The sequence below is a fragment of the Azohydromonas aeria genome (assembly GCF_009760915.1).
Classification (GTDB): Bacteria; Pseudomonadota; Gammaproteobacteria; order Burkholderiales; family Burkholderiaceae_C; genus Azohydromonas; species Azohydromonas aeria.
The window spans coordinates 101139-127344 of record NZ_VIDQ01000002.1 but is presented as its reverse complement, the minus strand read 5'-3'; the positions used below and the strand labels follow the sequence as shown (position 1 = coordinate 127344).

At 68.4% G+C, this 26206-nt stretch carries 24 protein-coding genes; 14 read left to right on the top strand and 10 right to left on the bottom strand.

Going from position 1 to position 26206, the window contains the following annotated elements:
- Window positions 1–9 precede the first annotated feature (9 nt).
- From FJ694_RS02375 to FJ694_RS02350, 6 genes are all read left to right on the top strand, one after another.
- Entirely contained in the window at window positions 10–846 is an 837-nt protein-coding gene (locus FJ694_RS02375; RefSeq protein WP_232539863.1) for a transporter substrate-binding domain-containing protein, read from the top strand.
- A 10-nt stretch (window positions 847–856) separates the two neighbouring features.
- Entirely contained in the window at window positions 857–1858 is a 1002-nt protein-coding gene (locus FJ694_RS02370; protein ID WP_198320694.1) for a Bug family tripartite tricarboxylate transporter substrate binding protein, read from the top strand.
- Window positions 1859–1880: 22 nt separating this feature from the next.
- Entirely contained in the window at window positions 1881–2705 is an 825-nt protein-coding gene (locus FJ694_RS02365; RefSeq protein WP_157264044.1) for a metal-dependent hydrolase, read from the top strand.
- Between the two features lie 84 nt (window positions 2706–2789).
- A complete protein-coding gene (locus FJ694_RS02360; protein WP_157264043.1) occupies window positions 2790–3845 on the top strand; it encodes a porin in 1056 nt (351 codons plus the stop codon).
- 98 nt (window positions 3846–3943) lie between these two features.
- Window positions 3944–4939: a Bug family tripartite tricarboxylate transporter substrate binding protein gene (locus tag FJ694_RS02355; RefSeq protein WP_157264042.1), complete on the top strand. Its 996-nt coding sequence runs from the start codon at window positions 3944–3946 to the stop codon at window positions 4937–4939.
- A 141-nt stretch (window positions 4940–5080) separates the two neighbouring features.
- Window positions 5081–5521, top strand: coding sequence for a DoxX family protein (locus FJ694_RS02350; protein WP_157264041.1), 441 nt, complete (start codon window positions 5081–5083; stop codon window positions 5519–5521).
- A 336-nt stretch (window positions 5522–5857) separates the two neighbouring features.
- Here FJ694_RS02350 and FJ694_RS02345 read toward each other — a convergent pair whose 3' ends face one another.
- On the bottom strand, window positions 5858–6772 hold the full coding sequence (locus FJ694_RS02345; RefSeq protein WP_157264040.1) for a LysR family transcriptional regulator: 915 nt from the start codon (window positions 6770–6772) through the stop codon (window positions 5858–5860).
- A gap of 179 nt (window positions 6773–6951) precedes the next feature.
- Between FJ694_RS02345 and FJ694_RS02340 the strand changes: the two genes are divergently transcribed.
- Entirely contained in the window at window positions 6952–7248 is a 297-nt protein-coding gene (locus FJ694_RS02340) for a hypothetical protein (RefSeq protein ID WP_157264039.1), read from the top strand.
- 222 nt (window positions 7249–7470) lie between these two features.
- Here the strand turns inward: FJ694_RS02340 and FJ694_RS02335 are convergent, their stop codons facing one another.
- The 7 genes from FJ694_RS02335 to FJ694_RS02305 all read right to left on the bottom strand — a co-directional run bounded on the left by FJ694_RS02335 (window position 7471) and on the right by FJ694_RS02305 (window position 14977).
- The gene (locus FJ694_RS02335; RefSeq protein ID WP_375140190.1) at window positions 7471–8673 is read right to left on the bottom strand and encodes an IS701 family transposase; all 1203 of its coding nucleotides are present in this window, start codon (window positions 8671–8673) and stop codon (window positions 7471–7473) included.
- Between the two features lie 145 nt (window positions 8674–8818).
- The gene (locus FJ694_RS02330) at window positions 8819–9613 is read right to left on the bottom strand and encodes a DODA-type extradiol aromatic ring-opening family dioxygenase (RefSeq protein ID WP_232539862.1); all 795 of its coding nucleotides are present in this window, start codon (window positions 9611–9613) and stop codon (window positions 8819–8821) included.
- Between the two features lie 237 nt (window positions 9614–9850).
- The gene (gene ligK / locus FJ694_RS02325) at window positions 9851–10534 is read right to left on the bottom strand and encodes a 4-carboxy-4-hydroxy-2-oxoadipate aldolase/oxaloacetate decarboxylase (protein ID WP_157264038.1); all 684 of its coding nucleotides are present in this window, start codon (window positions 10532–10534) and stop codon (window positions 9851–9853) included.
- A 38-nt stretch (window positions 10535–10572) separates the two neighbouring features.
- The gene (locus tag FJ694_RS02320) at window positions 10573–11601 is read right to left on the bottom strand and encodes an amidohydrolase family protein (protein ID WP_157264037.1); all 1029 of its coding nucleotides are present in this window, start codon (window positions 11599–11601) and stop codon (window positions 10573–10575) included.
- Between the two features lie 64 nt (window positions 11602–11665).
- Window positions 11666–12355, bottom strand: a complete 690-nt coding sequence (locus FJ694_RS02315) for a substrate-binding domain-containing protein (protein ID WP_259373144.1) — start codon at window positions 12353–12355, stop codon at window positions 11666–11668.
- A gap of 14 nt (window positions 12356–12369) precedes the next feature.
- Window positions 12370–13665: a gallate dioxygenase gene (locus tag FJ694_RS02310; RefSeq protein WP_157264036.1), complete on the bottom strand. Its 1296-nt coding sequence runs from the start codon at window positions 13663–13665 to the stop codon at window positions 12370–12372.
- 43 nt (window positions 13666–13708) lie between these two features.
- Window positions 13709–14977 (bottom strand): MFS transporter, encoded by a 1269-nt coding sequence (locus FJ694_RS02305; RefSeq protein WP_157264259.1) that lies wholly within the window; start codon window positions 14975–14977, stop codon window positions 13709–13711.
- A gap of 428 nt (window positions 14978–15405) precedes the next feature.
- Here FJ694_RS02305 and FJ694_RS02300 point away from each other — a divergent pair, with 428 nt between their 5' ends.
- The 3 genes from FJ694_RS02300 to FJ694_RS37745 all read left to right on the top strand — a co-directional run bounded on the left by FJ694_RS02300 (window position 15406) and on the right by FJ694_RS37745 (window position 16694).
- Window positions 15406–15930, top strand: coding sequence for a type 2 periplasmic-binding domain-containing protein (locus FJ694_RS02300; RefSeq protein WP_157264035.1), 525 nt, complete (start codon window positions 15406–15408; stop codon window positions 15928–15930).
- 300 nt (window positions 15931–16230) lie between these two features.
- A complete protein-coding gene (locus FJ694_RS36635) occupies window positions 16231–16431 on the top strand; it encodes a hypothetical protein (RefSeq protein WP_198320693.1) in 201 nt (66 codons plus the stop codon).
- Window positions 16428–16694: a ferredoxin family protein gene (locus tag FJ694_RS37745; protein WP_157264033.1), complete on the top strand. Its 267-nt coding sequence runs from the start codon at window positions 16428–16430 to the stop codon at window positions 16692–16694. The genes FJ694_RS36635 and FJ694_RS37745 overlap by 4 nt, the downstream gene beginning before the upstream one ends.
- 82 nt (window positions 16695–16776) lie before the next feature.
- On the opposite strand, the gene FJ694_RS02285 is transcribed toward FJ694_RS37745, so the two are convergent.
- Together FJ694_RS02285 and FJ694_RS02280 are read right to left on the bottom strand one after the other, a co-directional pair.
- Window positions 16777–17466, bottom strand: coding sequence for a response regulator (locus FJ694_RS02285; protein WP_157264032.1), 690 nt, complete (start codon window positions 17464–17466; stop codon window positions 16777–16779).
- Complete coding sequence (locus FJ694_RS02280; protein ID WP_157264031.1) at window positions 17463–18875, bottom strand: ATP-binding protein; 1413 nt, start codon at window positions 18873–18875, stop codon at window positions 17463–17465. Before FJ694_RS02280 ends, FJ694_RS02285 begins: the two co-directional genes overlap by 4 nt.
- Window positions 18876–18975: 100 nt before the next feature.
- On the opposite strand from FJ694_RS02280, the gene FJ694_RS02275 reads away from it, so the two are divergent.
- The 4 genes from FJ694_RS02275 to FJ694_RS02260 are packed head-to-tail and all read left to right on the top strand — an operon-like array spanning window position 18976 to window position 26192.
- Window positions 18976–20208: an efflux RND transporter periplasmic adaptor subunit gene (locus tag FJ694_RS02275; RefSeq protein ID WP_157264030.1), complete on the top strand. Its 1233-nt coding sequence runs from the start codon at window positions 18976–18978 to the stop codon at window positions 20206–20208.
- 16 nt (window positions 20209–20224) lie between these two features.
- Window positions 20225–23377, top strand: a complete 3153-nt coding sequence (locus tag FJ694_RS02270; RefSeq protein ID WP_157264029.1) for an efflux RND transporter permease subunit — start codon at window positions 20225–20227, stop codon at window positions 23375–23377.
- The gene (locus FJ694_RS02265; RefSeq protein WP_232539861.1) at window positions 23377–24795 is read left to right on the top strand and encodes an efflux transporter outer membrane subunit; all 1419 of its coding nucleotides are present in this window, start codon (window positions 23377–23379) and stop codon (window positions 24793–24795) included. The genes FJ694_RS02270 and FJ694_RS02265 overlap by 1 nt, the downstream gene beginning before the upstream one ends.
- 59 nt (window positions 24796–24854) lie before the next feature.
- Window positions 24855–26192 (top strand): ferredoxin reductase family protein, encoded by a 1338-nt coding sequence (locus FJ694_RS02260; RefSeq protein ID WP_157264028.1) that lies wholly within the window; start codon window positions 24855–24857, stop codon window positions 26190–26192.
- Window positions 26193–26206: the final 14 nt, after the last annotated feature.

Sequence of the window (26206 nt, the reverse complement as noted above, 5' to 3'; positions counted from 1 at the left end):
AGGATGGACATGGGCTTGCGGTTCTCGCGGCTGGTCGCGCCGCTGCTGTTGGGTGCCGCAGTGCTGACCGGCTGCCAAGCGCCGGGGCCTTCGGCCACCAGCCACTCGGTCGCAGCACCCGCCAGCGCCGAGGCGAGCCAAGTGCTGGCGCCCAGCGGTGTGCTGCGCGTGGCCGTGTATCCGGGCAGTCCCACTTCGCTCGTGCGCCGGCCCGGCAGCGACGAGGCGCGCGGATTGAGCGTGGAGATCGGTCGTGAACTGGCGCTGCGCCTGGGCGTGCCGGTGCAGCTTGTCGAGTTCGAGCGCGTGGAGCAGGTGGTGGAGGCGCTGAGGACGGCTCGGGCCGACATGACCATCACCAATGCCACGGCGTCCCGTGCCGCGCTGGTGGACATCACCGAGCCGCTGGTGGCCCTGGAGCTCGGCTACCTGGTGTTGCCGGGCTCCCCGGTGGCGTCACTGGCGGATGTGGACCGGTCTGGCATCCGTGTCGGCGTCAGCCAGGGCAGCAGTTCCCAGGCGGCCCTTGGTCGCACTTTCGTCCACGCCAGCCTGGTGCCGGCGCCTTCGCTGAAGGCGGCAACCGACATGCTCAAGGAGCGCCGCATCGACGCCTTTGCCACCAACAAGGGCATCCTGTTCCAGCTCGCCGATGGCTTGCCCGGCGCGCGCGTGCTCGAGGGCCGCTGGGGCACCGAGCTGCTGGCCATCGCAGTGCCCAAGGGGCGCGAAGGCGGCAAGCCCTATCTCGATCGCTTCGCCGCGTCGGTGCGCAGCCAGGGTCTGGTGCAGCGCGCCGCCGAGCGTGCCGGGCTCAGAGGCCTGGCCGAGCCGCAGGCCCGCTGAGTGGCCGTCAATGAAGATCAAGGAGACGACAATGACACACAAGGACCATGCCCGCATGCGCCGAGCGATCTTGCTGGGCGCCCTGGCGTCCGTAGCCGCGCCGGCGGTGCGGGCGCAGACGGCCAAGCAGTTGCGGCTGATCGTTCCCTTCCCGCCGGGGGGGTCCACCGACATCCTTGCGCGTGCCATCGGCGCCCATCTCGGCCCCGCACTGGGGCAGACGGTGGTGATCGACAACAAGGCCGGCGCCGGCGGTTCGCTGGGCGCGGGCGAGGCGGCGCGCGCGCAGGCGGACGGCAACACGCTGCTCATGGGCCATATCGGCACGCTGGCGGTCAACCCCGCGCTCTACCCCAAGCTGCCCTACGACCCGATCAAGAGCTTCGTGCCCGTGGCCTGGGTGGCACGCGTGCCCAACGTTCTGGTTGTGAACGCGAATTCGCCGATCAGGACGCTGGAAGACTTGGTAAAGACGGCGCGGTCCCAGCCGGGCAAGCTGACCTATTCTTCAGGCGGCAACGGCAGCGCCGCGAACATTGCCTTTGAGTACCTGAAGCTCAAGGCCAAGTTCCCCATGCTGCACATCCCCTACCGGGGCACGGCGCCGTCCATGAACGATCTGATCGCCGGGCAGGTGGATGCCACGTTCACGGGCGCGCCCGTGGTACTGCCGCAGGTACGCAACGGCCGGCTGCGCGCGCTGGCAGTCTCCAGCCTGCAGCGGTTGCCCTCGCTGCCGGACGTGCCGACCGTGGCGGAGCGCGGCTTTGCCGGCTTCGATGCCGACCAGTGGTACGGCATTGTCGCGCCGGCCGGGACGCCCGACGCGGTCGTGGTCCGGCTCAACGCGGAGATCAACAAGGCGCTGCAGACATCCTCGGTGGCCGAGCAAATGGCCAAGGAAGGCGCGATCCCCACGCCCACCGCCCCGAAGGCTTTCGGCGAGCTGATCGCGCGCGAGATCCCGCGCTGGGCCGAGGTGGTGAAGGCTGGGAACGTCAAACCGGACTGACCATCGCCTGCAGGAGACAGGCATGAACCGATTTAAGTGCCTCCTTGCGGCGTTGTCGTGCGCCGTGGCCGGCATGGCCTTTGCGCAGGTGCCCGCGCCGAAGGACAGAGTCGAAGTGGTGTGGCTCGGACAGTCGGCGTTCAAGATCACCTCGCCAGGGGGCAAGGTGATCGTGACGGATCCTTGGCTGCAGAAGAACCCGTTGACGCCGCCCGAGTACAAGCAGCTCGACAAGTTTGGCCGGATCGACGTGCTGCTGGTGTCGCATGGGCACTGGGACCATTTCGCGGATGCGGCCGCGCTGGCCCAACGCTACGACACACCGATCCGCGCACCGGGCGGGCTGAACCAGACGCTCACCACGCTGGGTGCGCTGCCGGACAAGCTGCTGCCGCGCATGAACAAGGGTGGAACCATCACGCCGGTGCCGGGCATCAAGGTGACGGCCCTGCACGCAGAGCATTCCTCCGAGTTGGTGTGGCACAACGCGGCCATCGACAAGGACGAGATGCATGTCGGCGGCGAACCGGTGGGCTGGATCACCGAGCTGGAAAACGGCTTCCGGATCTACCACGCGGGCGACACGGCCGTGTTCGGTGACATGCGCTTGATCGGAGAACGCTACAAGCCCGATCTCGCGCTGGTGCCCATTGGCGGGCACTTCACGATGGACCCTGCCGATGCAGCCTGGGCGGTGACGCAGATGATCAAGCCGCGTGCGGTGATCCCCATGCACTACGGCGCCAATCCGCTGGCCAAGGGCACCTCGAAGGAGTTCGTCGAGGCCCTGGGTAACGGCCCCGTGAAGGCCATCGTTGCCGTGCCCGGTCAGGCCGTCGAGTTCTAACACCTTTCCCTCGCAGCTTCCGCCGGCGCTTCAGTCAGCGTCCGACGGGGCTGCTGCATTCCGATAATCAACAAGGAGACACCCGTGAACAAACCCTTTCAAGGTCTTGCCGCCGCCGTAGGCGCTGCCGGCTTGCTTTGTGCAACGGCCGCGTCGGCGCAGTCGAACAGCGTCGTGATTTACGGCCTCATGGACGCGGCCGTGCGCCATGTCAACAACGCCGACGCCAACCGCGCCTCGCTCACCACCATGGAGGACGGCATCTTCACCGGCAGCCGGCTGGGCTTCCGTGGCCGGGAGGAACTGGGCAACGGCATGGCGGCCCTCTTCACGATGGAGGCCGGATTCGACCCGAGCTCCGGCACGTCGCTGCAGGGCTCACCCGCCGGCGACTACGGGCAGATCGCCACGCCGTCGCGCCTCTTCGGCCGCGAGGTCCACGTCGGCCTGCGCGGTGCCAGCTGGGGCCTGACCGTTGGTCGCCAGTACACCATTGGGCACACCATGACGGCGCGCTTCCAGCCCCAGGGCAACCCAAACAACAACGCGCTGTCCATCTTCAGCAGCCACCACGTCGCTCGGCAGGACAACGTGCTGCGAGTCGATGCCAGGCTCGGCGGCGTGGAGCTGGCCGTGGCCCACACCTTCGGCGAGACAGCGGATGCCGACGCTAACGGCACCTGGGCGGTGGGTGCGAGCTACAGCACGGGGCCCGTGTGGGCGGGTGCCTACGCGCAACGCATGAAGAACCTGGCCGATACCGAGACCCGCAAGATCGTGGGCCTGGGTGCCAGCTACAAGCTGCTGCCGGCGCTGACCCTATATGGCGGAACGATGCGGCGCACCCACGAAACCAGCCCGCAAGAGAACAAGGTCTACACGCTGGCCTTGAGCTACGACATCACTCCGGCAGTCAACCTCAGCTTCGCGCATCTGGCGGACGACCAGAGCGGCAGCGCGGTGCTGGACGGTTCGCGCAAGGTCAGCTACGTCACCGCCAGCTACCGCTTCTCGCGCCGCAGCGACGTCTATGGGGTGATGGACCGCAACAGCGTCAGGGGCGGCTATGCCAAGCCGGCCTTCATGGGCACCCTGGGCACGCAGAACGCCTTCACGGTCGGACTGAGGCACCGTTTCTGAGCCGCGAGCAAGAAGGGCCCTCCTTCGTCCTGTGCCCATCGTCATCAGGCGCTGGACGGGCAGGGCACTTGCGCTAAAACCTTCCTGGAGATTACAGCATGACCTTGCCGTTCCACCACGGGCTTCAGCCCGCCCGCCGCAGCCTGCTCGCGGCCCTGCTCCTGTTGCCGGCAGCTGTGCTGGCACAGTCGACACCGGCCTGGCCGACGAAGCCCATCACGATGGTCGTTCCCTTCGCCCCCGGCGGCATCGCCGACATCACGGCACGCACGGTGGCGCAGGCGATGTCCAAGTCGCTGGGCCAGACCATCGTGATCGAGAACAAGCCCAGCGCCGGCAGCATCGTTGCCTCGCAGACGGTGGCCAAGGCCGCGCCCGACGGCTACACCGTGCTGCTGATGAGCAACTCCAACGCCGTCAGCGAAGGCCTGTTCAAGAAGCTTCCCTTCGATTCGACGCGCGACTTTGCGCCCGTGGGCACGCTGGGCTTCTTCGACCTGGCGGCCTTCGTGGACAACGGCTCGCGCTTCAAGAGCCTGGCCGAGGTGGTGAGCTACGCCAAGGCCAATCCGGGCAAGCTGACCATCGGCACCATCTCGGTAGGCTCCACGCAGCACTTGGCAGCCGAGCTGTTCAAGACCGCCGCCGGCATCGACGCCGTGATCGTGCCGTACAAGGCTTCCGGCGCCGTGCTGACCGCGCTGCGCGCGGGCGAGATTGACGTCGGGTTTGAGATCCTCGGCCCCTTCCTGTCGCAGGTCAGCGCAAAAGCCGTGCGCGCGCTGGCCGTGACCTCGGACAAGCGATTCCCGACCTTGGCCGACGTGCCGACAGTGCAGGAATCGGGCGTGCGCGACTACAACGTCGCTTCCTGGAACGCGCTGGCGGTTCCGGCCAAGACGCCGCAGCCCATCATCGACCGCCTGAGTCAGGCAGCCAATGACGCGCTAAAGACGCCCGAGGTGCAACAGCAACTGCAGAAGCTCGGCGTGCGTCCCCAAGGCGGAACGCCGCAGCAGATGAAGGAGCTGTTGGCCTCGGAGATCAAGCGCTGGTCGGCCGTGATCACGGCGGCAAAGATCGAGCGGCAGTGATCCAAGGCTGGATCCGAGCTGTCCTTGGAACGCATCGTTCCTTGCTATTGTTCACGCGGCCGGTTGAGGATACCTGCCTGGACGTACGGCTCACTATTCCCATTACGGCGCGGCATTGGCCGCGCGAGAAAGGAAGGTCTCATGGCTAATCCGCATCCCGTGCCCAACTCCGCAGTGACTTCAGCCACGGAAGACACCGGCAAGCTGGTGTTGCGTGTAGCGCTTGGAGTACTGGTGCTGATGCATGGTATCGCCAAGGTCATCAGCGGGCCCGGGTCGGCCTTGGGACTGCTGGCCAAGGCTGGGCTGCCAACCGAGCTGGCCTACGGGGTCTATATTGGCGAAGTAGTAGCGCCAATGCTGCTGATCGCGGGACTGTTCACGCGGGCGGCGGCGTTGATTGTCGTGATCAACATGTTGTTCGCCATCGGTTTGGCACATATGGCGCAATTGGGGCAGCTGACCAAGACCGGTGGGTGGGCGCTGGAGCTGCAGGGCATGTACCTCTTCGGTGCCTTGGCCGTGGCGCTGCTGGGCGCAGGGCGCTACAGCGTGGGCGGCCTGCACGGGCGCTGGAACTGAAGCACGATTGCCGGCAGAGTGGCCGGCTCTGCCGTCCCTACAGCGCGAGCCGAGGGCGGTCCTGGGCACTCTGGAGCTGAGTGATTGCTTCCTCTCGAACACCCAACAGGATTGCTTGGTGTACCGGGATCTGCTCGGGGAGCCGACGTAGAGGCAGCAGTGGGCCTTATGCGGACGTGGACCACCGTAGGCGGCTCGGCCGCGTTGAACAGCGCCAGCGGCGTGCCATTGCTGGCTTGATATCAACGCGCGTCTCAAACGTCATGAAAGCTCCAAGGAAGGTGTTCCGCCGCCTGCAAAACGCGGCTTGCGAACCTGCGGAGTGCGAAACCCCGCTCACCGCAGCACCTGCTCCGAGTCTCCGAAGTGATGCGCTGCCCGGCTCAGGTGCGCGATGAAGTGGCGCACCGCCGGCACCAGCGCGCTTTCCGGGCGCGTCATGGCCGCCATCTCGGCGCGCAGCGAGCCTTCCTTCACCGGCACGACTCTCATGTAGGCCGCGGCCATCGGGTGCGATGCGATCTGCTGGGGCATCAGCCCGACGAACTCGCCGCCAGAGATCAGCGCCACCAGCCCCAGCGTCGAGTTGACCACCGCACTGGCGGGCGGCACCGGCAGGCCGTGCTCGGCGAAGAGATGGCGCGCATACCCGGCGTTGGCCGAGGTGCCGGTGAAGACCCAGCGCGCCTCGGCCAGCTCGGCCAGTGACTTCGCCCGCGCATGCGGCGAGGACTTGCCGGCCACGACCACCATCTGAATCGGCATCAGCGGCTCGATCACGAGCTCGCCTGCCGGCAGCCCGGCCGGCACGGGTCCGACGCACACCTCGACCTCGCCCGCACGCAGCCGCGTCAGCTGCGCCATGTAGAGCTCCTCGTCGATGCGCAGCCGGATGCCGGGGTAGCTGGCGCTGAAGGTGCGCAGCGCCTCGGGCACCAGCAGCATCAGCGCCAGCGGCACGGCCGCCACGTGCAGGCTGCCCACCATCTCCCCGCTGAGCTGACGGATCTGGTCCACCGCGGCGGCGAGCTCACGCTCAACCGTGCGCGAGCGCTCCACCAGCACGCGGCCCTGTGCCGTGGTGATCACGCCTGTGTTGGAGCGCAGCAGCAGCGGCGCGCCCAGCTCGATCTCCAGCTCACGGATGGCCTTGGTCAGCGCCGGCTGCGACACACCCAGGCGGCGCGCCGCGTTGCGCAGGCTGCCGGTTTCCACCGCTGCCAGCAGCGCGCGCAGTGACTGCAACTTCATTGTTTTCCCTTATACCGGCCGGTTATCGCGCCTTGGTTTTCGTCATCTTATGCACCTGCACCTGCGTCCCTAAAGTCCCGATCTTCCATGACGCAGATCAAGCAGTCGGCATTCATGCCCGCGCTCGATCCGTATGGCAAGCAACCCTCAACCCTCCGTCTTCATTCAGGGTTCCCACGATGAACAGCAAGGCCTGGAACAAAGGATTCGAAGCTGGACAAGCCTTTCGCAAGGCTTGTCCGTACTTGCCCGACACCGCGGAGGAGTGGGACTGGCATGCCGCATGGCTCGAAGGCGCGTCCAAGACGCTGGGCATGCGCTACTGCAAGACGTCCGGCGAACGGGAAGCACGCCATTTGTCCGCGTACACGCACTGTCGGGACCATGCCGCGGCTGCCAGACCTGTCGCCCCGGACCTCATCGGCCTGACCCTTGCGCTTTTCAGCATCCCGAAATCCGAATCATCGCGGCGCTGAACCAGGAGGCGTAGCCGCCGCCACCACGGCTGAGGTTCCTGCGCCGGCCTGAAATGGATTAACCCTACAGTTGTAGTTGCTGCAAAAGTGCGCGCCGGCGGTGGCATGCATTGGCGCAGGCCTGGTGATGCCGCCGCCAGTACGACCATGCCAGCGAGTGCTCCGGCGCAGGCCACCGAGGCCAGACCAGCGCGAGCAGGAGCCGTTGTACTTCCGGGACAGTCAATGGCAACAGTTCCTGCGGGCCTTGAAGGCCTGCAGCGAAGAGGACCCCTTGCGTTTGGTCCCCCCTTTTTCGATGTCCAGTTCGATTGCGTACGCACGCATCACGCCCAGGCATGCATGAGCCAGCAATGCCAATGTGATGTGGCGGTACCAACCATCCCATGAACGGACCTCGTACTGGTCCAACCCAACGAGTTGTTTGGCCGTCTCGAACCCCTCTTCAATGGCCCAGCGCCGACCTGCCACCCGGGCGAGTACCTCCAGTGGCGTGTGGAACGGCGCATAGACGGCGTAGTACTCCACATCGGTCTCGTCGCTCACGCTTCTTCGCACCAGCATGCCGCGCTGCATGCGCCGCCACCAGCTCAGCATGGGCATCCATGCCCAGTCGTACAAGCGCGGCCCCTTGGTGCCATCGCCGGCCGACAGCCGTTGCCATTGCGACGGTTGTATCTCCTTGGCAATCGTGGCCGCGTGCTGGCTGCGCGCGTTCTCGCGCCGCAGGTACTGGTTCGAACTGATGGCCATCACATAGGGCCGCTCGTTTTCCTCCAGCCAAATCCGTAAATTGCGGTCGTTGCCGTACACCTCGTCGCCCGTGACCCACAAGAACGGCACGCCGGCCTGCAGCGCACGCTCGATCATGCGGCGAGCGAGCTCGGGCTTGGTAGCGAAATCCTGCCCAGCCGGAACGCCGACCTTGTCACAGCGGGCCCGGTCGCACATCCAGCTGTCGGGCAGATAGAGCTCACGGTCGATGAATGCGCGATCCCCATCGGTGGCGTACGCCAGGAACACGCCGACCTGAGAGTTCTCGATGCGCCCGGCTGTGCCGGTGTACTGGCGCTGCACACCCACCGAATGCTCGCCCTTCTTCAGAAATCCCGTCTCGTCCACCACCAATACAGCATCACCCCGTCCCAGGTGCTCGACCACGTACTCCCGCAGGTCGTCCCGAACTGCATCAGCATCCCAGACCGCGCGCCCGAGCAGGTGCTGAATGGCCGTCGGCGTAGGGTCGCCTACTGCCTCAGCCAACTGCCAGCCGTTCTTGCGCTGCACCGGGCTGAGCAGCCCGCGCAAGTACGCATTGGCATGCACGCGCGCCTCCCGTCGTGCAAACCGGGGCGCGATCATGTCGGTCAGCTCCTCCAGCCGAGCAGTCCATTGGGCTGCTTCTCGCTGCGCGTGAGACGTCATGTCCTCGTGGGTCGTGCTTGCCATGGCAGTTCTCCAGGCGACAGGTCGCTGCTGACTATGCGCCAAATGCAATATCCACAACTACAACTGTAGGGTTAACCAGGGGCAGGGACAAGCAGCCCGGCGGAGCCGAGCATGCTGCAGCCTAGTCGAATGCCCATGCCGCCAGACAACTGGGGCCAACGGCTCCTCGCCAAAGCCTTCTAGCGGGCAGATCCGATCCCGCGCCACTGGCCAGCATCAGGGGCAACAGGTGCTCCTCCCTGGGATGTGAAGCGCGGCCGCCCGGGGCCTCATGCCAGCGGGACAGTTGCTGTGCACGCGCCTGGCGGTTCCCGGACAGTGCCTCATCGAGCCAGTCGTGGAACGCGTAGGAGGCTGGTGCTGCTGCCGTGAAGTCGCGCAAATTGTGATAGCTCATGCCCGCACCCACGATGAGCACCCCATCGTCGCGCAGGCTCTGCAGCGCAGCACCGACATCGCAGTGCAGCGCCGGATCCAGGCCGGCCTGCAGCGACATCGCCACCACCGGGATGTCAGCGTCCGGAAACATCACCTTCAGCGGGATGAAGGCGCCGTGGTCCCAACCATGATCTGGATCCACCACGGCGGCATGGCCTGCGTCGCGCAGCAGCGACGCGGCTCGGCGGGCCAAGGCCGGATGCCCAGGAGCGTCGTAACGCAGCGCGTAGGTCTCCGGCGGGAAGCCGTAATAGTCATAGATCAGCGCCGGCCTCTCGCCCCCAGTGAAGCTGGGCACCCTGGTTTCCCAATGCGCCGTCGCGATCAGGATGGCCGTGGGCGTCGCGGGCAGCAGGCCTCGCACGCTCCTGAGGAAGTCTTCCGTCGCCTGGTATCGCTGCCTGCGTTCACCGCTCATGAAGAACGAAGGGCCACCTCCGTGGGGCAAGTACATCGCAGGCATGCGCGAGGCGCTCATCAGGGACACTCCGATCAGGCGAGGGGAAACAAGAAGGGGAGGGTGCCACCCGGAAAGTTTTGCCTGGCCCTTCAGGACGCACATGTGATTGGACATTGCCAACACCGGCACCCAGTTCAGCGTGCCCAACCCAGGCCGGCATGGCGTGCGGCTCCGAAGGCACTCCGAGCTCTATGCTGACCGAGGTGCTCTCCTGGCTCGACACTTGCGCGACGGAGCCAGGATGGCGACGAACGATCAGTCGATGTACTTGAGTCCGGCCTTCTCCAGCGGGCCGCGCATGTTGTACATGTCCAGGCCCAGGATGCCCGAGGCCAGCTTGGCGCGCTTCTCGCCTTCGAAGCTCTCGCGCTTGGCGGCGGCCTCAGCGACTTCCACAACCTTGGCCTTGGGCACGCAGCAGATGCCGTCGTCGTCGGCGACGATCGCGTCGCCCGGATGGACCAGCATGCCCGCGCACACCACCGGGATGTTCACGGAGCCGAGCGTCGCCTTGATCGTGCCCTTGGACGACACGGCCTTGCTCCACACCGGGAAGCCCATCTCCTGCAGCACGCGCACGTCGCGCACGCCGGCGTCGATGATCAGCGCGCGCGCGCCGCGGGCCTGGAAGCTCGTGGCCAGCAGGTCGCCGAAGTAGCCGTCGGTGCAAGGCGCCGTGACGGCGGCCACGACGATGTCGCCGGGCTGGATCTGCTCCGCCGCGACGTGCATCATCCAGTTGTCGCCCGGCTGCAGCAGCACCGTGACGGCCGTGCCCGAGACCTGCGCGCCCGGGTAGATCGGCCGCATGTAGGGCTGCAGCAGCCCGACGCGCCCTTGCGCCTCGTGCACGGTGGCCGAGCCCAGCGCGGCCAGGCGGTCCGTGGCCTCGCGGTCGGCGCGGGTGATGTTGCGGTAGACGACACCGAGTTCGTACATGGCGGATTCCTTCTTCAATGCATCAGGGTGGGCTGGGCTCACAGGCCCTTGGCCTTGAGCGCCGCGTCCAGGCGCGGGAACACGCGCCGCGCGTTGCCCTCGTACACCATGTAGCGCTCCTCGTCGGTGAGGTTGGCCGTGGCCTCGACGTAGCGCTTGGTGTCGTCGTAGTAGTGGCCGGTCTCCGGGTCGATGCCGCGCACCGCGCCGATCATCTCGGAGGCGAACAGGATGTTCTTCACCGGGATGACCTTGGTGAGCAGGTCGATGCCGGGCTGGTGGTACACGCAGGTGTCGAAGAAGATGTTGTTGAGCAGGTGCTCGTCCAGCAGCGGCTTCTTGAGCTCCTGCGCCAGGCCGCGGAAGCGGCCCCAGTGGTAGGGCACTGCGCCGCCGCCGTGGGGAATGAGGAACTTCAGTGTCGGGAAGTCCTTGAACAGGTCGCTGGTGAGGCACTGCATGAAGGCGGTGGTGTCCGCGTTCAGGTAATGCGCGCCCGTGGTGTGGAAGCAGGCGTTGCAGCTGGTGGAGACGTGGATCATCGCCGGGATGTCCAGCTCGACCATCTTCTCGTAGATCGGGTACCAGTGCCGGTCCGACAGCGGCGGGCTGGTCCAGTGGCCGCCGGAGGGGTCCGGGTTCAGGTTGATGCCGACGAAGCCGTACTCCTTGACGCACTTCTCCAGCTCGGGAATGCAGGTTGCGGGATCAACGCCGGGCGACTGCGGCAGCATGGCCGCGCCGATGAAGTTGTCGGGGAAGAGCTGGGAGACGCGGTAGCAGAGCTCGTTGCAGATGGCGGCCCAGGTCGAGGAGGTCTCGAAGTCGCCGATGTGGTGCGCCATGAAGCTCGCACGCGGGCTGAAGACGGTCAGGTCCGAGCCGCGCTGCTTCATCAGCTTGAGCTGGTTGGTCTCGATGGACTCGCGCAGCTCGTCGTCGCTGATCCTCAGGCTCCTGGGGTCGGGCTTCTTGCTCGGGTCCTTGAGCGCGGCGATCTGCAGGTCGCGCCAGGCGCCCAGTGCCGCGGGCGCCGTGGTGTAGTGGCCGTGAACGTCGATGATCATGAAGGCGTCCTTCGATGTTGAAGTCTTGGGAGGGTCACTGCCGGCGTGGGTGCCGGCAGGTCGGTCAGGCCGGCGCCATGCCGTTGCGCCGCTTGGCTTCGGTTGCCTCGGGGGCTGCCAGGAAGGCCATCCAGGCGCGGGCCGCCTCAGGCTGGGTCGCCGCGGCCGCCAAGCCCGCGGAAAAGGTGGTGACGACCTGGATGGCGTCGGGCAGCGGACCCAGCACGTCGATGCCGTCGAGATGTATGAGCTCGCTGAGCTGTTGGAAGCCCAGCTCGACCTTGCCTTCGGCTACCAGCGTGCCCACGGGCACGCCAGGAGGCGCCTGCACAATGCGCTCACGCAGCGTGTCGGCGATGCCCCAGCGCTCGAACAGCTTCATGAGCGCCACGCCGCTCGGTCCGGTGGAGTAGCTGATGGAGCGGGCCGCCAGCACGGCCTGCTTCACGGCCTCCTCGTCGCCCAGATCGGGCCGCGGCGCGCCGGTGCGCACGGCCACCGCCACGCCGGAGCTCACCACGTCGATCCGGCTGCCCGCCACGACATGGCCGGCAGTGATGAGCTTGTCGATGGCGTTGGCAGCCAGCACCACTACGTCGAAGGCTTCACCGGCCTCGACACGCCGGGCGGCATCGACGCCACCCACCGACTCGACCGCCACTGGCTGTCCGGTGGCCTGCGCATACTGGTCCACCATATCGGCCAGCAACTGGCGCGTGGCCATGGAAGAAATCGCGGTGATGGGCGCGGTCACGGCGGCCTCCTCGTTCACTGCTTCGGCTTGTCGCCGTCCCAGGCGACGGCCGCATCCTTGCCCGCCACCGAGTACAGCGCACCCGGCGCGTTGCGCGTGGCCTGGAACTGCTCCAGCGTCTCACCACGCATGGCGGCGTAGATGTGCAGGTTCGACACGCCCACCACCGCACCCAGCTTCTCCAGCACGAAGAACGAGGCGCCGTACTGGATCAGCGCGCGCCAGTCGAGGCGGCGCACCATGTCACGCTCCTGCTCGCTCAAGGCGGCGTCTTCGAATGCAGCCTCGGGCTCGGCCAGGAAGCGAGCGCGTTGTTCCGGAATGATCAGGTCGTGCAGGAAGCGGTTGAGCCGGTAACCCTTGACGCTGCGCTCGATGGTGAAGGGGTACGTGCCCGTCAGCTTTTCCGCGCCCTGAAGCTGCTTGCCCATGGCGGCGCGATGGCGCTCCAGCAAGCTCTCGGGCAGCGGGCCCGCGGCGCACTCGAAGATGGCCGTGGCGATGCCCGTCATCGACGGCAGGTAGTAGCTGCGGTGCTTGCATTCCACCTTGGCGCCCAGGGCGCCGCGCATGGTCAGCCACATGATGACTTCCGCGCCCTCCATGCCGCCGAGCTCGGCGTACTCGGCATGCGTCATGTCGGCCAGCTGCTCGGGGTCATGCTCGAACAAGTCGAGGAAACGGTGGTCCCACTCGACGTTGTTGAAGCCCGCGCGCTCGCCGTGCACCTGGTGCGAGAGGCCGCCGGTGGCGACGATGGCCACGCGCAGGTTTTCCGGATAGCTCTCGATGGCGCGGCGCAGCGCCTGGCCCAGCTTGTAGAAGCGCCGTGCCGTGGGAATAGGGAACTGCAGCACGCCCATCTGCAGCGGCACGAGTTTCGCGGGCCAGTCGGGCTTGTGCTCGCACAGCATGGAGAGCGGCGAGAAGCAGCCGTGGTCCAGCGGCTTGCCCTGGAAGCACGAGAGGTCAAACTCCTCGCTCACCAGCGACTGCGCGATGTGCGCCGCGAACTGCGGGTGGCCCGCGATCGGCGGAAGATCACGCGCGCCGCCGCCCTCGTCGGCCACGCGCCACTCCTGGCCGATACCCAGCGCAAAGGCCGAGTAGTGGTCGAAGAAGAAGCTGGTGATGTGGTCGTTGTAGGTCAGCAGCAGCACGTCGGGGCGCTGGTCCTTGATCCACTGGCGCACCGGGTCGAAGGCGGCGAACACCGGCGCCCAGGCCGGGTCGTGGCGCTTGTCGCGGTCGAAGGCGAAGCCGATGGTGGGGGTGTGCGAGGCGGCGATGCCGCCAATGATGGTTGCCATGGCAGAAGTCTCCTTGGAGGGTTGATTCGAGGCGCGGCCGGTTTCAGACCGCCGCGCGGCGACGGCTCAGCAGCACGGCGGCTGCGGCCAGCGCGGCGGGAATGGCCAGCAGGCCGAGCACCGTGGCGAAGCCCTGGCCCATGCCCAGCACCACGCCGCCGATCATCGAGCCGAAGATGGAGCCGAAGCGGCCCATGCCCAGCATCCAGCTCACGCCCGTGGCGCGCGCCATGGTCGGGTAGCACGACGGGGCGTAGGCGTTGAGGCCGGTCTGCGCGCCGCTCATGCAAAAGCCCACCAGCGCCACCAGCACGCCCAGCGCCGCGGACATCGCGCCAGCGCCGGCCAGGGCAAGAACGCTCAGCGCGCCGCCCAGGTAGGCCAGGCTGATGACGCGCGTAGGCGCGCGCTTGTCCATGAGCCAGCCCACGAACACGCCGCCAGCGGTGCCGCCGATCTGGAACAGCGCCGTGATGCTCGCGGCCTGCGACACGGTGAGGCCCGCGTCCTTAAGCAGTGTGGGCAGCCAGCCGGTAAGCAGGTAGATCACCATCAGGCCCATGAAGTAAGTCACCCACAGCGCCACCGTCATCAGTCCGAAGCCCTGCGAAATCAGCAGCCGAACCGGCGTCCTGGCCTGCACCGGCGGCTCGGGCGAGATGAATTGCGTCTCCGCATCGAAGTTCGTGCCGCACACGCGACCCAGGGTACGGCCAATGCGCTCCTTCGACGCGCCGCGCACCGCGAGGAAGCGGGCCGACTCCGGCAGGAAGGCGATCAGCAGCGGTACCAGCGCCAGGGGGACCAGGCCGCCAATGATCAGCACGGTTCGCCAGCCGTAGGCCGGGATGATCGAGGCGGCCACGAAACCCACCAGCGCCGAGCCCAGGTTGAAGCCGGTGAACATCAGCGTCACCATGAGCGAGCGGCGCTTCTCGGGCACGTACTCCGACAGCAGCGTGGTGGTGTTGGGCATGGCCGCGCCCAGCCCGATGCCGGTGAGGAAGCGCAGCACCGCCAGTTCCGTCACGTCACGGGCATAGGAAGTAGCCAGCGTCAGCACCGCGAAGGCCAGCACCGACAGCACCAGCACCTTCTTGCGCCCGACCTTGTCCGAGGCCGGTCCGGCCACCAGCGCGCCGAACACCAGCCCGAACGGGGCGGCGCTCATGACGATGCCGAAGGCCGCGCGCGAGATGCCCCACTCCTGCAGGATCGACGGGGCCACGAAGCCCATGATCGCCACGTCCATGCCGTCGGCGGCCACGATGAGGAAGCACAGCGCGAGCACCAGCCACTGGTAGCCGGACATGCCGCGCGCGTTGATGAAGGCGCGCACGTCCACCGGCGCAGTTGTCGTATTCAAGGTCGTCTCCTGGATCGCGTGGTAACCGGACGGGAAAGCCCCGGATGGGCCCTTGGCAAACCTCGACACGAACCGGCCTTGTGCAGGCTCAATACGCGTCTTGCACCGCTGCTGTAACGTCCCTGAGCGGCGAGTTGCGGCTTGCGTTTTTGGAAAGTCGCGACTGTAAGAAGACGACTCACGCTGTCCAAGATGACAGGACCCCGGGCGCGATAACCCTGCGTTATCGGGTAAACCCTATGGTGATCCCGCGCTCCAGAACGCCGGGTTGTCATTCACGCGCAGAGCCGAACCCACTGAGTTCACGCCACAAGTGCCGTCGGTGTTCGACCGCTCGGCCGACCAGGGTGCAAGCGTTCTGCTGCGAGCACTCCGTGCAGATCCTGGCCCGTGTCAAGGAACTCAGCGAAGCGACGCGCCGCCTCGGCAGCGGCCGCCGCCGCTGGATCGGCGTCGGCTCCGTGCCCTCGCTGCTCTACGGCGTGCTGCCCAACGTCATCCACGACTTCATGCGCCAGCATGCCGAGCTCGACGTCGTGGTGTCGGAGCTGACCTCGGTGGAGCAGATCGAGGCACTCAAGTCCGGCCGCACCGCAGTGGGCATGGTGGCTGCGGGCATCGGCATATCGCTCGTGCCCAGCTCCGTGCAGCGGTTCCGACGCGACGACATCGTTTATCGCCCCATCAGCGACGTCGGCATCGTGTCGTCGATGCTGATGACGACCCGTCTGGACGACCAGTCGGAAGACCTGGCAAAGCTGTGCGAGGCGACTGTCCGGGCCTGCGCGAACGAAGCGGAAATGCCAATCCAAAAAGGCGCCGCATTGCCGCGGGCGCGTAGCCGCAAACAAAGCGAAAGCGCTTCACCGCCGGCCAAGCGCAAGCGCCGCGCTGCTTGACCCATCGGCGCGCTGCTCGTGAGCAGCGGTTCGAGCCCCTGAAGCGGATCTTGGGGCAGCAGCAGGGTACCGATCGGCATGAGCGGGGAATTTCAAATTAGTTGAAACCGGCAAACAACCGGGATGCAGGCAGCGCCGGAATCGATGGACAACACTCCATTCATCGAGCTTCGCCGCCCTACCGTGAGCCTGCGCCAGCCCGGCTCAGCAGCAGGCCGAACCCATACCCACCGAAGGAATCAAGCACCCATCATGTCAGGTCCAACAGCCCCGAAACATTGCTCAACCGCCTTTAGAACCGTGCTGGCCCTGGCGATTGCTGCCGCGATATGGCTTTGGACCATCGATGGTTTTGGCGCATCGATGGGGCCCGCTGCGATGATGGCGGGCGCTGCAGGCCTATTTGCATACCTGTGGGCTGAGCGACTGCTGATCGTGGCGGTGGTGACTCTGTCTCCAGTCCTCGCGCTGCTGGGATTGATCGCGGTCTGGCACGCATGACTTACGCCGTCACCGAGCGTTGCGTGGGCTGCAAGGACACGGCCTGCGTCGCGCCATGCCCGATGGGCTGCTTTATCGAAGGACCGGACGTGCTGGCCATCGAGCCGGACGAATGCATCGATTGTGGGATGTGCGTGGCGGAATGCCCCGTGGACGCCATCCGGGCCGATGTCGAGCTTCGTGCCCACGAGCAACCTTTTGTGCAACGGATGCTGCGGCAGGCGCGTGAGGCGAACTGGCCTCGGATCATCGTACCCAAGTGACGGGGCCGACCTGCGGGCCTGTCGCCTTGCACGAGTGATGCAATGGCGCTGCTGCACCGCTGCCGGCGCGCCAATCGGTCGGCTACGACGGCGGCCACTCGAAGGCATAACCCACGCCGTACACGGACCGGATCGGATCTCGCCCGCCTGCGGTGGCCTCGAACTTGCGGCGCAGGTTGCGCACGTGGCTGTCCACGGTCCGGTCCGTGACGGCGCGACCGTCGTCATGCAGGCGGTTGAGCAAATGGTCGCGCGAGAACACACGACCGGGATGCTCAGCCAGGACTTGCAGCAGCCGGAACTCCGCGGGCGTCAAGTCCAGCGGTGCTCCATCCACCGTAGCTCGCAGCGTGGTGGCGTCAAGGCCAAGTCCCGCTGGTGTGGCCGGCGCCGTGCCCGTGGCCCAGGCGCTGCGCCGCAGCTGCGCCTTGACCCGCGCCACCACCTCGCGCGGGCTGTAGGGCTTGCACAGGTAGTCGTCGGCGCCGAGTTCCAGCCCCAGCAGCCGGTCCACCTCCGCGGTGCGCGCGGTGAGCATGATGATCGGCACTTGCGTGAACGCGCGCAGCTCGCGGCACACCGCCATGCCGTCCTGCCCGGGCAGCATCAGGTCGAGCAGTACCACGCAGGGTACGTGCGTGCGTGCCGCCGCCACGGCCTGCAGCCCGTCGTGCACCACCACGCTGTCCAGGCCCGAGGCGCGCAGGTAGTCCGCCAGCAGCGCCGCCAGCTTGGCCTCATCCTCGACGATCAACACGGGCTGCGTCGTCATGCGATGACCTTCTTGTGCGGCAGCACGACTTCCATCCACACGCCCCCCAGCGGCGAAGGATGCGCGGCAATGCGTCCGCCATGGGCCTGAGCGATGTTGCGGCAGATGGCCAGCCCCAGGCCGGCGCCGCCGCTGGCGCGGCTGCGCGAGCCCTCGGCGCGGAAGAAGCGCTCGAACAGGCGCGGCAGCAACTCGTCGGGCAGCCCCGGCGCGCTGTCGTGGACGTTGACTTGCAAGCCTTCGAGCACGGATCGGGCCTCGATGCGCACCACGCCCGGCGCGTCGGTGTAGCGTCGGCTGTTCTCCAGCAGGTTGTCCAGCAGCTGCAGCAGCCGGGACTCGTCTCCCTGCAGCCGCAGCGGCTCGTCGGGCAGCGCCAGCTCCAGGTGCAGCCCGCTGGCCTCGATGCGCGCGCGGTGCGTGTCGGCGGCGCGCCGCAGCAGCGCGTCCAGATCCAGCGGTGCCATGCGGTAGCTCAGGGCTCCCGCGTCCGACAGCGCCAGCTCGAACAGGTCGTCCACCAGCTCTCCCAACCGTTGCACCTCGCCTTGCAGCGAAGCCACGGCGGCCTGGTTGAGCGGCCGGATGCCGTCCTCCAGCGCTTCGAGCTCGCCGCGCAGCACCGCCAGCGGCGTGCGCAGCTCGTGCGACACGTCGGCCACGAACTCGCGCCGCAGCGCCTCGTTGCGCTCCAGCGTGTGCGCCAGGTGGTTGAAGTCGCGCGCAAGCTGTCCCACCTCGTCGCGGCCCGGCACCTGCACCCGCACCTCGTGGTGGCCGGCGGCCAGCAGGTGCGTGGCGCGCGCCACGCGCCGCACCGGCTCCAGCAGCGCCCCGGACACCCACCACGCGATCAGTGCCGACAGCATGAGTGCCAGCACCGCGGTGGCCAGCGTCGCGTGGTTCTGCCCCTGCTGGAATCGCTCGTCTCCGGCGTCGGCGACCTGCTCGAAGGGCGCCAGCACCAGCCATCCCACGACGCGGCCCTGGTACCTCACAGCTTGGCGCCGCATGTCCGGCGTGACGGCGCGGTAGCCCGCCACCCATTGCAGCTGGGCGTCGAGCAGGCCCAGGCGCACCATCGCACCGGTGAGGTCGGACCGGGGCGGGCCTTCGGCCTGTGCCCGCTGTACCACGTCCATGGGGGCCTCGCGCCCGGGCTGCGGCCGCAGCAGCTTGAACCAGCGCTGCGGCGGACCGTCTCGCAGCCTGTCCCAGCTGCCGTGCTCGGCATAGGCCTGCTCCAGGCGTGGCACGACTTCCGCCATGCCTTCGGCCGCCATCTCGTTGAGATAGCCCAGGAAGCCGCGTTCGAAGTTCCAGCGGGCCGCCGCGCTGACCAGCACCACGGCCAGCCCCGCGGTCGCCAGCACGGCCAGGAAGAGCCGGGTCGAGATGCCGATGCGCATGGGGCCGTATTGGACCGCACGCCTGCGTCGTCATGGCGGCAGCCCGGGCGCGGCACCGGTTCTTCAATTTCCCTGCACATTTGCCGCCCAGCATGGCCGCATGCCTCAAGAACAACTGCATTTCCCGGCAGCGGCCGGACGGGTTGCCCACTCCTGGTGGAGTGGCAGTGTCATTTCCCTGGCCTGCGCCGCGGTCCTGGTCCTGGCCGGCTGCGCGCGGGGCGATGCCAAGGCCCCGCCCCAAGCGCCGCAGGCCACCGAGGTCGGCATCGTCACGCTCGCCGCCCAGCCGCTGGCGCTGCGCACCGAGCTGGCCGGGCGCACCGTGGCCGCGCGCATCGCCGAGATCCGGCCCCAGGTCGGGGGCATCGTGCGCGAGCGGCTGTTCCGCGAAGGCTCCGTCGTGCGCGTCGGCCAGCCGCTCTACCAGATTGACGCGGCCAGCTACGAGGCTGCCGTGCGCAGCGCCCTCGCCGGCGTGGCGCGCGCCCAGGCCACGCTTGATGCGGCGCAGTTGAAGGCCCGGCGCCAGCAGGAGCTGATGAATGCCGACGCCGGCACGCGCCAGGACCTGGAGGACGCGCAGGCCGCGCTGCAGCAAGCCAAGGCCGACCTCGACACCGCGCAGGCCACGCTCGCCAGCGCCGAGATCGACCTCGCGCGCACGCGCATCGCCGCGCCGATCGCTGGGCGCATCGAGACCTCCACCGTCACGCCCGGGGCGCTGGTCACGGCGAACCAGACGATGGCGCTGACCACGGTGCAGCAGCTCGACCCGATCCTGGTGGACGTGCCGCAAAGCAGCGTCGAGGTGCTCAAGCTGCGCCGCCAGATTGCCAGCGGTGCGCTGCAAGGCGGCGAGGTTGCCATCCGGCTCAAGCTGGAGGACGGTTCCACTTACGCGCACGCCGGGAAGCTGCAGGTCAGCGGCGTGACGGTGAACACCACCAGCGGCGCCGTCACGCTGCGCGCCAAGGTGCCCAACCCGGACGGGCTGCTGCTGCCGGGCATGTACGTGCGCGCAGTGCTGGAGCAGGCGCAGGACCCGGCGGCGATCCTCGCGCCCCAGGCCGGCATCAGCCGCAATGCGCGCGGCGAGGCCAGCGCGCTGGTGGTCGGCGCCGACGACAAGGTGCAGCGCCGCGCCGTCACGGTGGCCGAGGCCGTGGACGGGCGCTGGCGCGTGACGCAGGGGCTGCAGAGCGGCGACCGCCTCATCGTCGAGGGCACGGGCAAGGTGCGCGAAGGGCAGATCGTGCGCCCCGTGGCGGCCGGCGCCGCGGTCGTGGCCCAGGCCGCGCCGGCGGCCGACGCGGCCTCCGCAGCGCGCTGAAGGAGGAAACGCCCCCATGGCACGCTTCTTCATCGACCGGCCCATCTTTGCCTGGGTCATCGCCATCGTCGTGATGCTCGCCGGCGCCCTGGCGCTGACCACGCTGCCGCTGGAGCAGTACCCCGACATCGCGCCCACGCGCATCAGCGTCAACGCCACCTACACCGGCGCCTCGGCGCAGACGGTGGAGGACTCCGTCACCCAGGTCATCGAGCAGCGCATGACGGGGCTTGACGGGCTGCTGAGCATGACCTCCACCAGCAGCGCCAACGGCAGCGCCAATGTGAGCTTGAGCTTCGTCGCCGGCACCGACCCGAACGTGGCGCAGATGCAGGTGCAGAACAAGGTGCAGCAGGCCATGACGCAGCTGCCCCAGGCGGTGCAGAGCCAGGGCGTGACGGTGACCAAGACCGGCACCGACTACCTGCTCATCGCCAACCTCACCTCCGACGACCCGACGGTGACGGGTGCCGACATCGGCGACTACGTGGCCAGCACGCTGGTGGACCAGTTCAGCCGCATCGACGGCGTGGGCGAGGTCACGACCATGGGCGCCGCCTACGCCATGCGCATCTGGCTCGACCCGGCTCAGCTGCAGAAATACGCGCTCATGCCCTCGGACGTCAGCGCCGCGCTGACGAACCAGAACACGCAGGTCTCGGCCGGCGCCGTGGGCGCGCTGCCCGCGGCAGCCAACCAGGCGCTCACCGCCACCGTCACCGCGCGCAGCAAGCTGCGCACGGTGGCGCAGTTCAACGACGTGGTGGTCAAGTCCGCCACCGACGGCGCCATCGTGCGCCTGGCCGACGTGGCGCGCGTGGAGCTGGGCAGCGAAAGCTACGGCTTCCAGTCGCGTTACAACGGCCGGCCTTCGGCCGGCATGGGCATCAAGCTGGCCTCGGGCGCCAACGCGCTGGCGGTGGCCGAGGCGGTCAAGGCCAAGCTCGACCAGCTCGGCCCCTACTTCCCCAGCCGAATGAAGGCCGAGATCGGCTACGACAGCACGCCCTTCGTGAAGGTGTCGGTGGAGGAAGTGCTGATCACGCTGGCCGAGGCCATGGTGCTGGTGGTGCTGATCATGGGCCTGTTCATGCAGAGCCTGCGCGCCACGCTGATCCCGGCCATCGCCGTGCCGGTGGTGCTGCTGGGCACCTTCGGCGTGCTGGCGCTGGCGGGCTTCTCGGTCAACACGCTCACGCTCTTCGGCGCGGTGCTGGCCATCGGGCTGCTGGTGGACGACGCCATCGTGGTGGTGGAGAACGTCGAGCGGCTGATGACCGAGGAGGGCTTGAGCCCGCGCGAAGCCACGCGGCGCAGCATGGGCGAGATCACCGGCGCGCTGGTGGGCATCGCGCTGGTGCTCTCAGCCGTGTTCGTGCCCATGGCCTTCTTCCGCGGCTCCACCGGCGTGATCTACCGCCAGTTCTCCATCACCATCGTCTCGGCCATGGCGCTGTCGGTGCTGGTGGCGCTCACGCTCACGCCGGCGCTGTGTGCCTCGCTGCTCAAGCCGGGCAGCCACGCACCTGCGCGCGGCGTGCTCGGCCGCTTCTTCGCCGGCTTCAACCGCCGCTTCGACCAGGGCAGCCACGCGTACCAGTCGGTGGTCGGCCGCACGCTGCGGCGCAGCGGCCGGATGCTCGCGATCTATGCCCTGCTGGCCGCCGGCCTGGCCTGGAGCTTCACCAAACTGCCCACCGCCTACCTGCCCGACGAGGACCAGGGGCTGCTGATGGCGATGGTGCAGCTGCCGCCGGGCGCCACCGACGCGCGCACCGCCGGCGTGCTGCAGCAGGTCGAGGGCTACCTGGCCAAGCAGCCCGAGGTCGCGGGCTACATCGCGCTGCGCGGCATGAGCGGCGACCAGTCCAGCGCCAACCTGTTCGTGCGCCTGAAGCCTTGGGGCGAGCGCAGCGAGACGCGGCAGCAGGCACCCGCGCTGGCCGCGCGCTTCACGAAGGAGCTTGCCGGCGTGCGCGACGCTCGCGTGTTCGTGATGCTGCCGCCGGCCGTGCGCGGCCTGGGCAGCGCCGCGGGCTTCACGCTGGAGCTGCAGGACGTGGGCGGCCTGGGCCAGGAAGCGTTGCAGTCCGCGCGGGACCAGTTCATCCACCTGGCGGCGCAGGACGCGCGCCTGGCCAACGTGCGCGCCAGCGGGCTGCAGGCGGCCTCGCAGCTGCAGGTCAGCATCGACGACCGCAAGGCCGCGGCGCTGGGCCTCTCGACCGCCGACGTCAACAGCACCCTCTCGGCCGCGATGGGCGGGCAGTACGTCAACGACTTCATCCACAACGGCCGCGTCAAGAAGGTCTACATGCAGGGCGACGCGCCCTACCGCATGCAGCCGCAGGACATCCTGGCCTGGCACGTGCGCAACAGCGCCGGGCAGATGGTGCCCTTCGGTGCCTTCGCGACCGTGGAGTGGGGCAGCGGCGCGGCCAAGCTGGAGCGCTACAACGGGCTGTCGGCCTACGAGATCGTGGGCTCGGCCGCGCCGGGCGTGAGCTCCGGCGAGGCCATGGCCGCGGCCGAGGAGTTGATTGCGAAGCTGCAGGAGACCGTGGGCAAGGGCATCGGCTACACCTGGGCGGGGCAGTCCTACCAGGAGCGGCTGTCGGGCTCGCAGGCGCCGGCCCTCTACGCCGTGTCGATCCTGTTCGTGTTCCTGTGCCTGGCGGCGTTGTACGAGAGCTGGGCCGTACCCTTCTCGGTGATGCTGGTGGTGCCACTGGGCATCGTCGGCGCGGTGGGCGCCACCTGGGCCGCGGGCCTGTCCAACGACGTGTACTTCCAGATCGGGCTGCTGACGACCGTGGGGCTCTCGGCCAAGAACGCCATCCTGATCGTCGAGTTCGCGCAGCAGCTGCAGGGGCAGGGCGCCGCCCTGGTGGACGCCGTGCTGCAGGCGGTGCGGCTGCGCCTGCGGCCGATCCTCATGACCTCGCTGGCCTTCATGTTCGGCGTGCTGCCGCTGGCGCTGGCCTCCGGCGCCGGTGCGGCCAGCCGCCGCGCCATCGGCACCGGCGTGCTGGGCGGCATGCTCAGCGCCACGGTGCTGGGGCTGCTGTTCGTGCCGGTGTTCTACGTGGTGGTGCGCCGGCTCTTCGACCGGCGCCGCGGCGAGGCGCCGCCTCAAGCCCACGCAGCCGTGGCCGGGGAGGGCGCGTGATGAAGGCCTTCATGCTCAAGCCCCGTGTCCTGGGCCTGGCCGTGGCGGCGGCGCTGCTTGCCGGCTGCGCCAGCACCGTGGCGCCGTCGTCCGGCACCGGTGCGGCGCTGCCCGTGCCGGCCACGCTGACCGCGGGCGACGTGGCCGGCACGCCCGGCACGCCGCTGCGCGCGGATGCCGCGCTGGAATGGCGCTCGCTGGTGAGCGACGCGCGCCTGGCGCAGCTCATCGAGCTGGCGCTTGTCAACAACCGCGACCTGCGCATGGCGGCCGCCAACGTGCAGGCGGCGCGTGCTCAATACCGCATCAACGACGCGGCGCGGGCACCCACCGTCAGCGCCGGTGTCGGCAGCACGGCTTCGCACAGCCTGGGCAAGACGACCCGGCAGGTCAGCGCCTCGCTGGGCACGACGGCCTGGGAGCTGGACCTGTGGGGCCGGCTGGCGAGCCTGCGCGACGCGGCGCTGGCCAGCTACCTGTCCACCGAGCAGACGCAAATCGGCGTGCAGTCAGCGCTGGTGGCGGAGGTCGGCCAAGCCTGGCTCACGCTGGCGGCGGACCGGCAGCTCGAAGCGCTGGCGCGGCAGACGCTGGACAGCCGCGAGCAGAGCCTGGCGCTGACGCAGCGCCGCCAGGCGCTGGGCGCGGTGTCGCCGCTGGACGTGGCCACGGCCGAAGCGGCGGTGCAGGCCGCGCGCGGCACCTCGGCCCAGGTGGCGCAGCAGCTTGCACAGGACCTCAACGCGCTGCGCCTGCTGCTGGGCGCCGAGCCGCCGGTGGCGCTGCTGCCTGAAGCAGGTGACCAGGCGCAGGCCGGCGTGGACGGCGCCGCGGCGCTGGTGGCCGTGCCGGCGGGGCTGCCTTCGACCATGCTGCTGCGTCGCCCCGACGTGCGGGCGGCCGAGTTGTCGCTGCGCGCAGCAGACGCCGACGTGGCAGCGGCACGCGCCGCCTTCTTCCCTACGCTGTCGCTCACGGCCGCCGCCGGGACGGCCAGCGCCACGCTGGGCGGCCTCTTTGCCGCGGGCAGCGGCGCCTGGAGCTTCATCCCGAGCTTGGCGCTGCCCATCTTCGACGGCGGCGCGCGGCAAGGGGCGCTGGACTACGCCCAGGCGCAGCAGCAAGCCGGACTGGCCAGCTATGACAAGGCCATCCAGACCGCCTTTCGCGAGGTGGCCGACACACTGGCCGAACGGGCCAGCCTGGGGCAGCGCTTGGCGGCGCAACAGGCTCTGGTCGAGGCCTATGCCACCAGCCTGCGCTTGGTTACCGAGCGCCGGCGCCTGGGTGCGGAAAGCGCGCTGGCGGTGCTTGACGCGCAGCGCACGCTGTGGTCGGCGCAACAGGAGCTGGTGTCGCTGCGCCTTGCCGAGCAGGGCAACCGCCTGACGCTGTTCAAGGCACTGGGCGGAGCGTGAAGGCCCAATGGCTTGCGCCCCTGCCCGCTTTTTTTCCCCATGCCTGGTCGTGTGAACCCATGAACCGCATCAAGTACGCGCTGGCCGTGATCCTGGCCGCACTCGCCGCCGCCTGGCTGCTGGCCGACAACCTGTTCCCGCAGCCCCTTACCTACTTCCGCTTCCGCACGGTGTTCATGCAGCTCAGCGGCATCATCGCCATCGGGGCGATGAGCGTGGCGATGCTGCTGGCCCTGCGCCCGAAATGGCTGGAGCCGCACCTGGACGGGCTCGACAAGCTCTACCGGCTGCACAAGTGGCTGGGCATCACGGCGCTGGTGACGTCGGTGCTGCACTGGTGGGTCGGGCAGGGCACGAAATGGATGGTGGGCTGGGGTTGGCTGGTGCGTCCGCCGCGCGGTCCCCGCCCCGACCCGGCCACGCTGGGCCTGGTGGAGGGTTTCCTGCGCAGCCAGCGCGGCCTGGCTGAACAGGTAGGTCTGTGGGCCTTCTACGCCGCGGCACTGCTGATGGTGCTGACGCTGGTGAAGCGCTTCCCGTATCACCTCTTCAGGCAGACGCACAAGTGGCTGGCGCTGGCCTATCTGGTGCTCGCCTGGCACGCGCTGGTGCTCGTGAAGTTCGAGTACTGGCGCCAGCCGGTGGGCTGGCTGGTGGCGGTGCTTCTCGTGGGTGGCAGCACGGCGGCGGTGCTGGCCTTGGCCGGGCGCATTGGGGCGAGGCGCAAGGTGGCCGGCGTCGTCGACGGCCTGGAATGGCACCCGGCGCTGCGGGTGCTGGAGTCGCGCATCCGGCTGCAGCCGGGCTGGCCGGGCCACGCGGCCGGTCAGTTTGCCTTTGCCACCTCGGACCCGCGCGAGGGCGCCCATCCCTACACCATCGCGTCGGCCTGGGACCCGCTGGAGCAGCGACTGACCTTCATCACCAAGGCGCTGGGCGACCACACCGGCCGGCTGCGCGAGCGGCTGAAGGTGGGCATGCCGGTCATGGTGGAAGGGCCCTACGGCTGTTTCGATTTCGGGGACACCCAGCCGCGCCAGATCTGGATCGGCGCGGGCATCGGCATCACGCCCTTCGTCGCGCGCATGAAGCAGCTGGCGGCGGAAGGCGGCAGCGCGGACATTGACCTGTTCCACAGCACGGCGGTGTTCGAGCCGGCTGTCATTGAAAAGCTCCGGACCGATGCCCGGGCGGCGGGCGTGCGGCTGCACGTACTGGTTGACGAGCGGGATGGCCGGCTGGATGGCGAACGCCTGCGTGCAGCGGTGCCGCAGTGGCGTGAGGCGAGCGTGTGGTTCTGCGGCCCGGCCGCCTTTGGCCAGGCAGTGCGCAAGGATCTGTTGGCCAACGGGCTGCCGGCGCGGCAGTTTCATCAGGAATTGTTCCAGATGCGGTGAGGCGGGCGACGTCC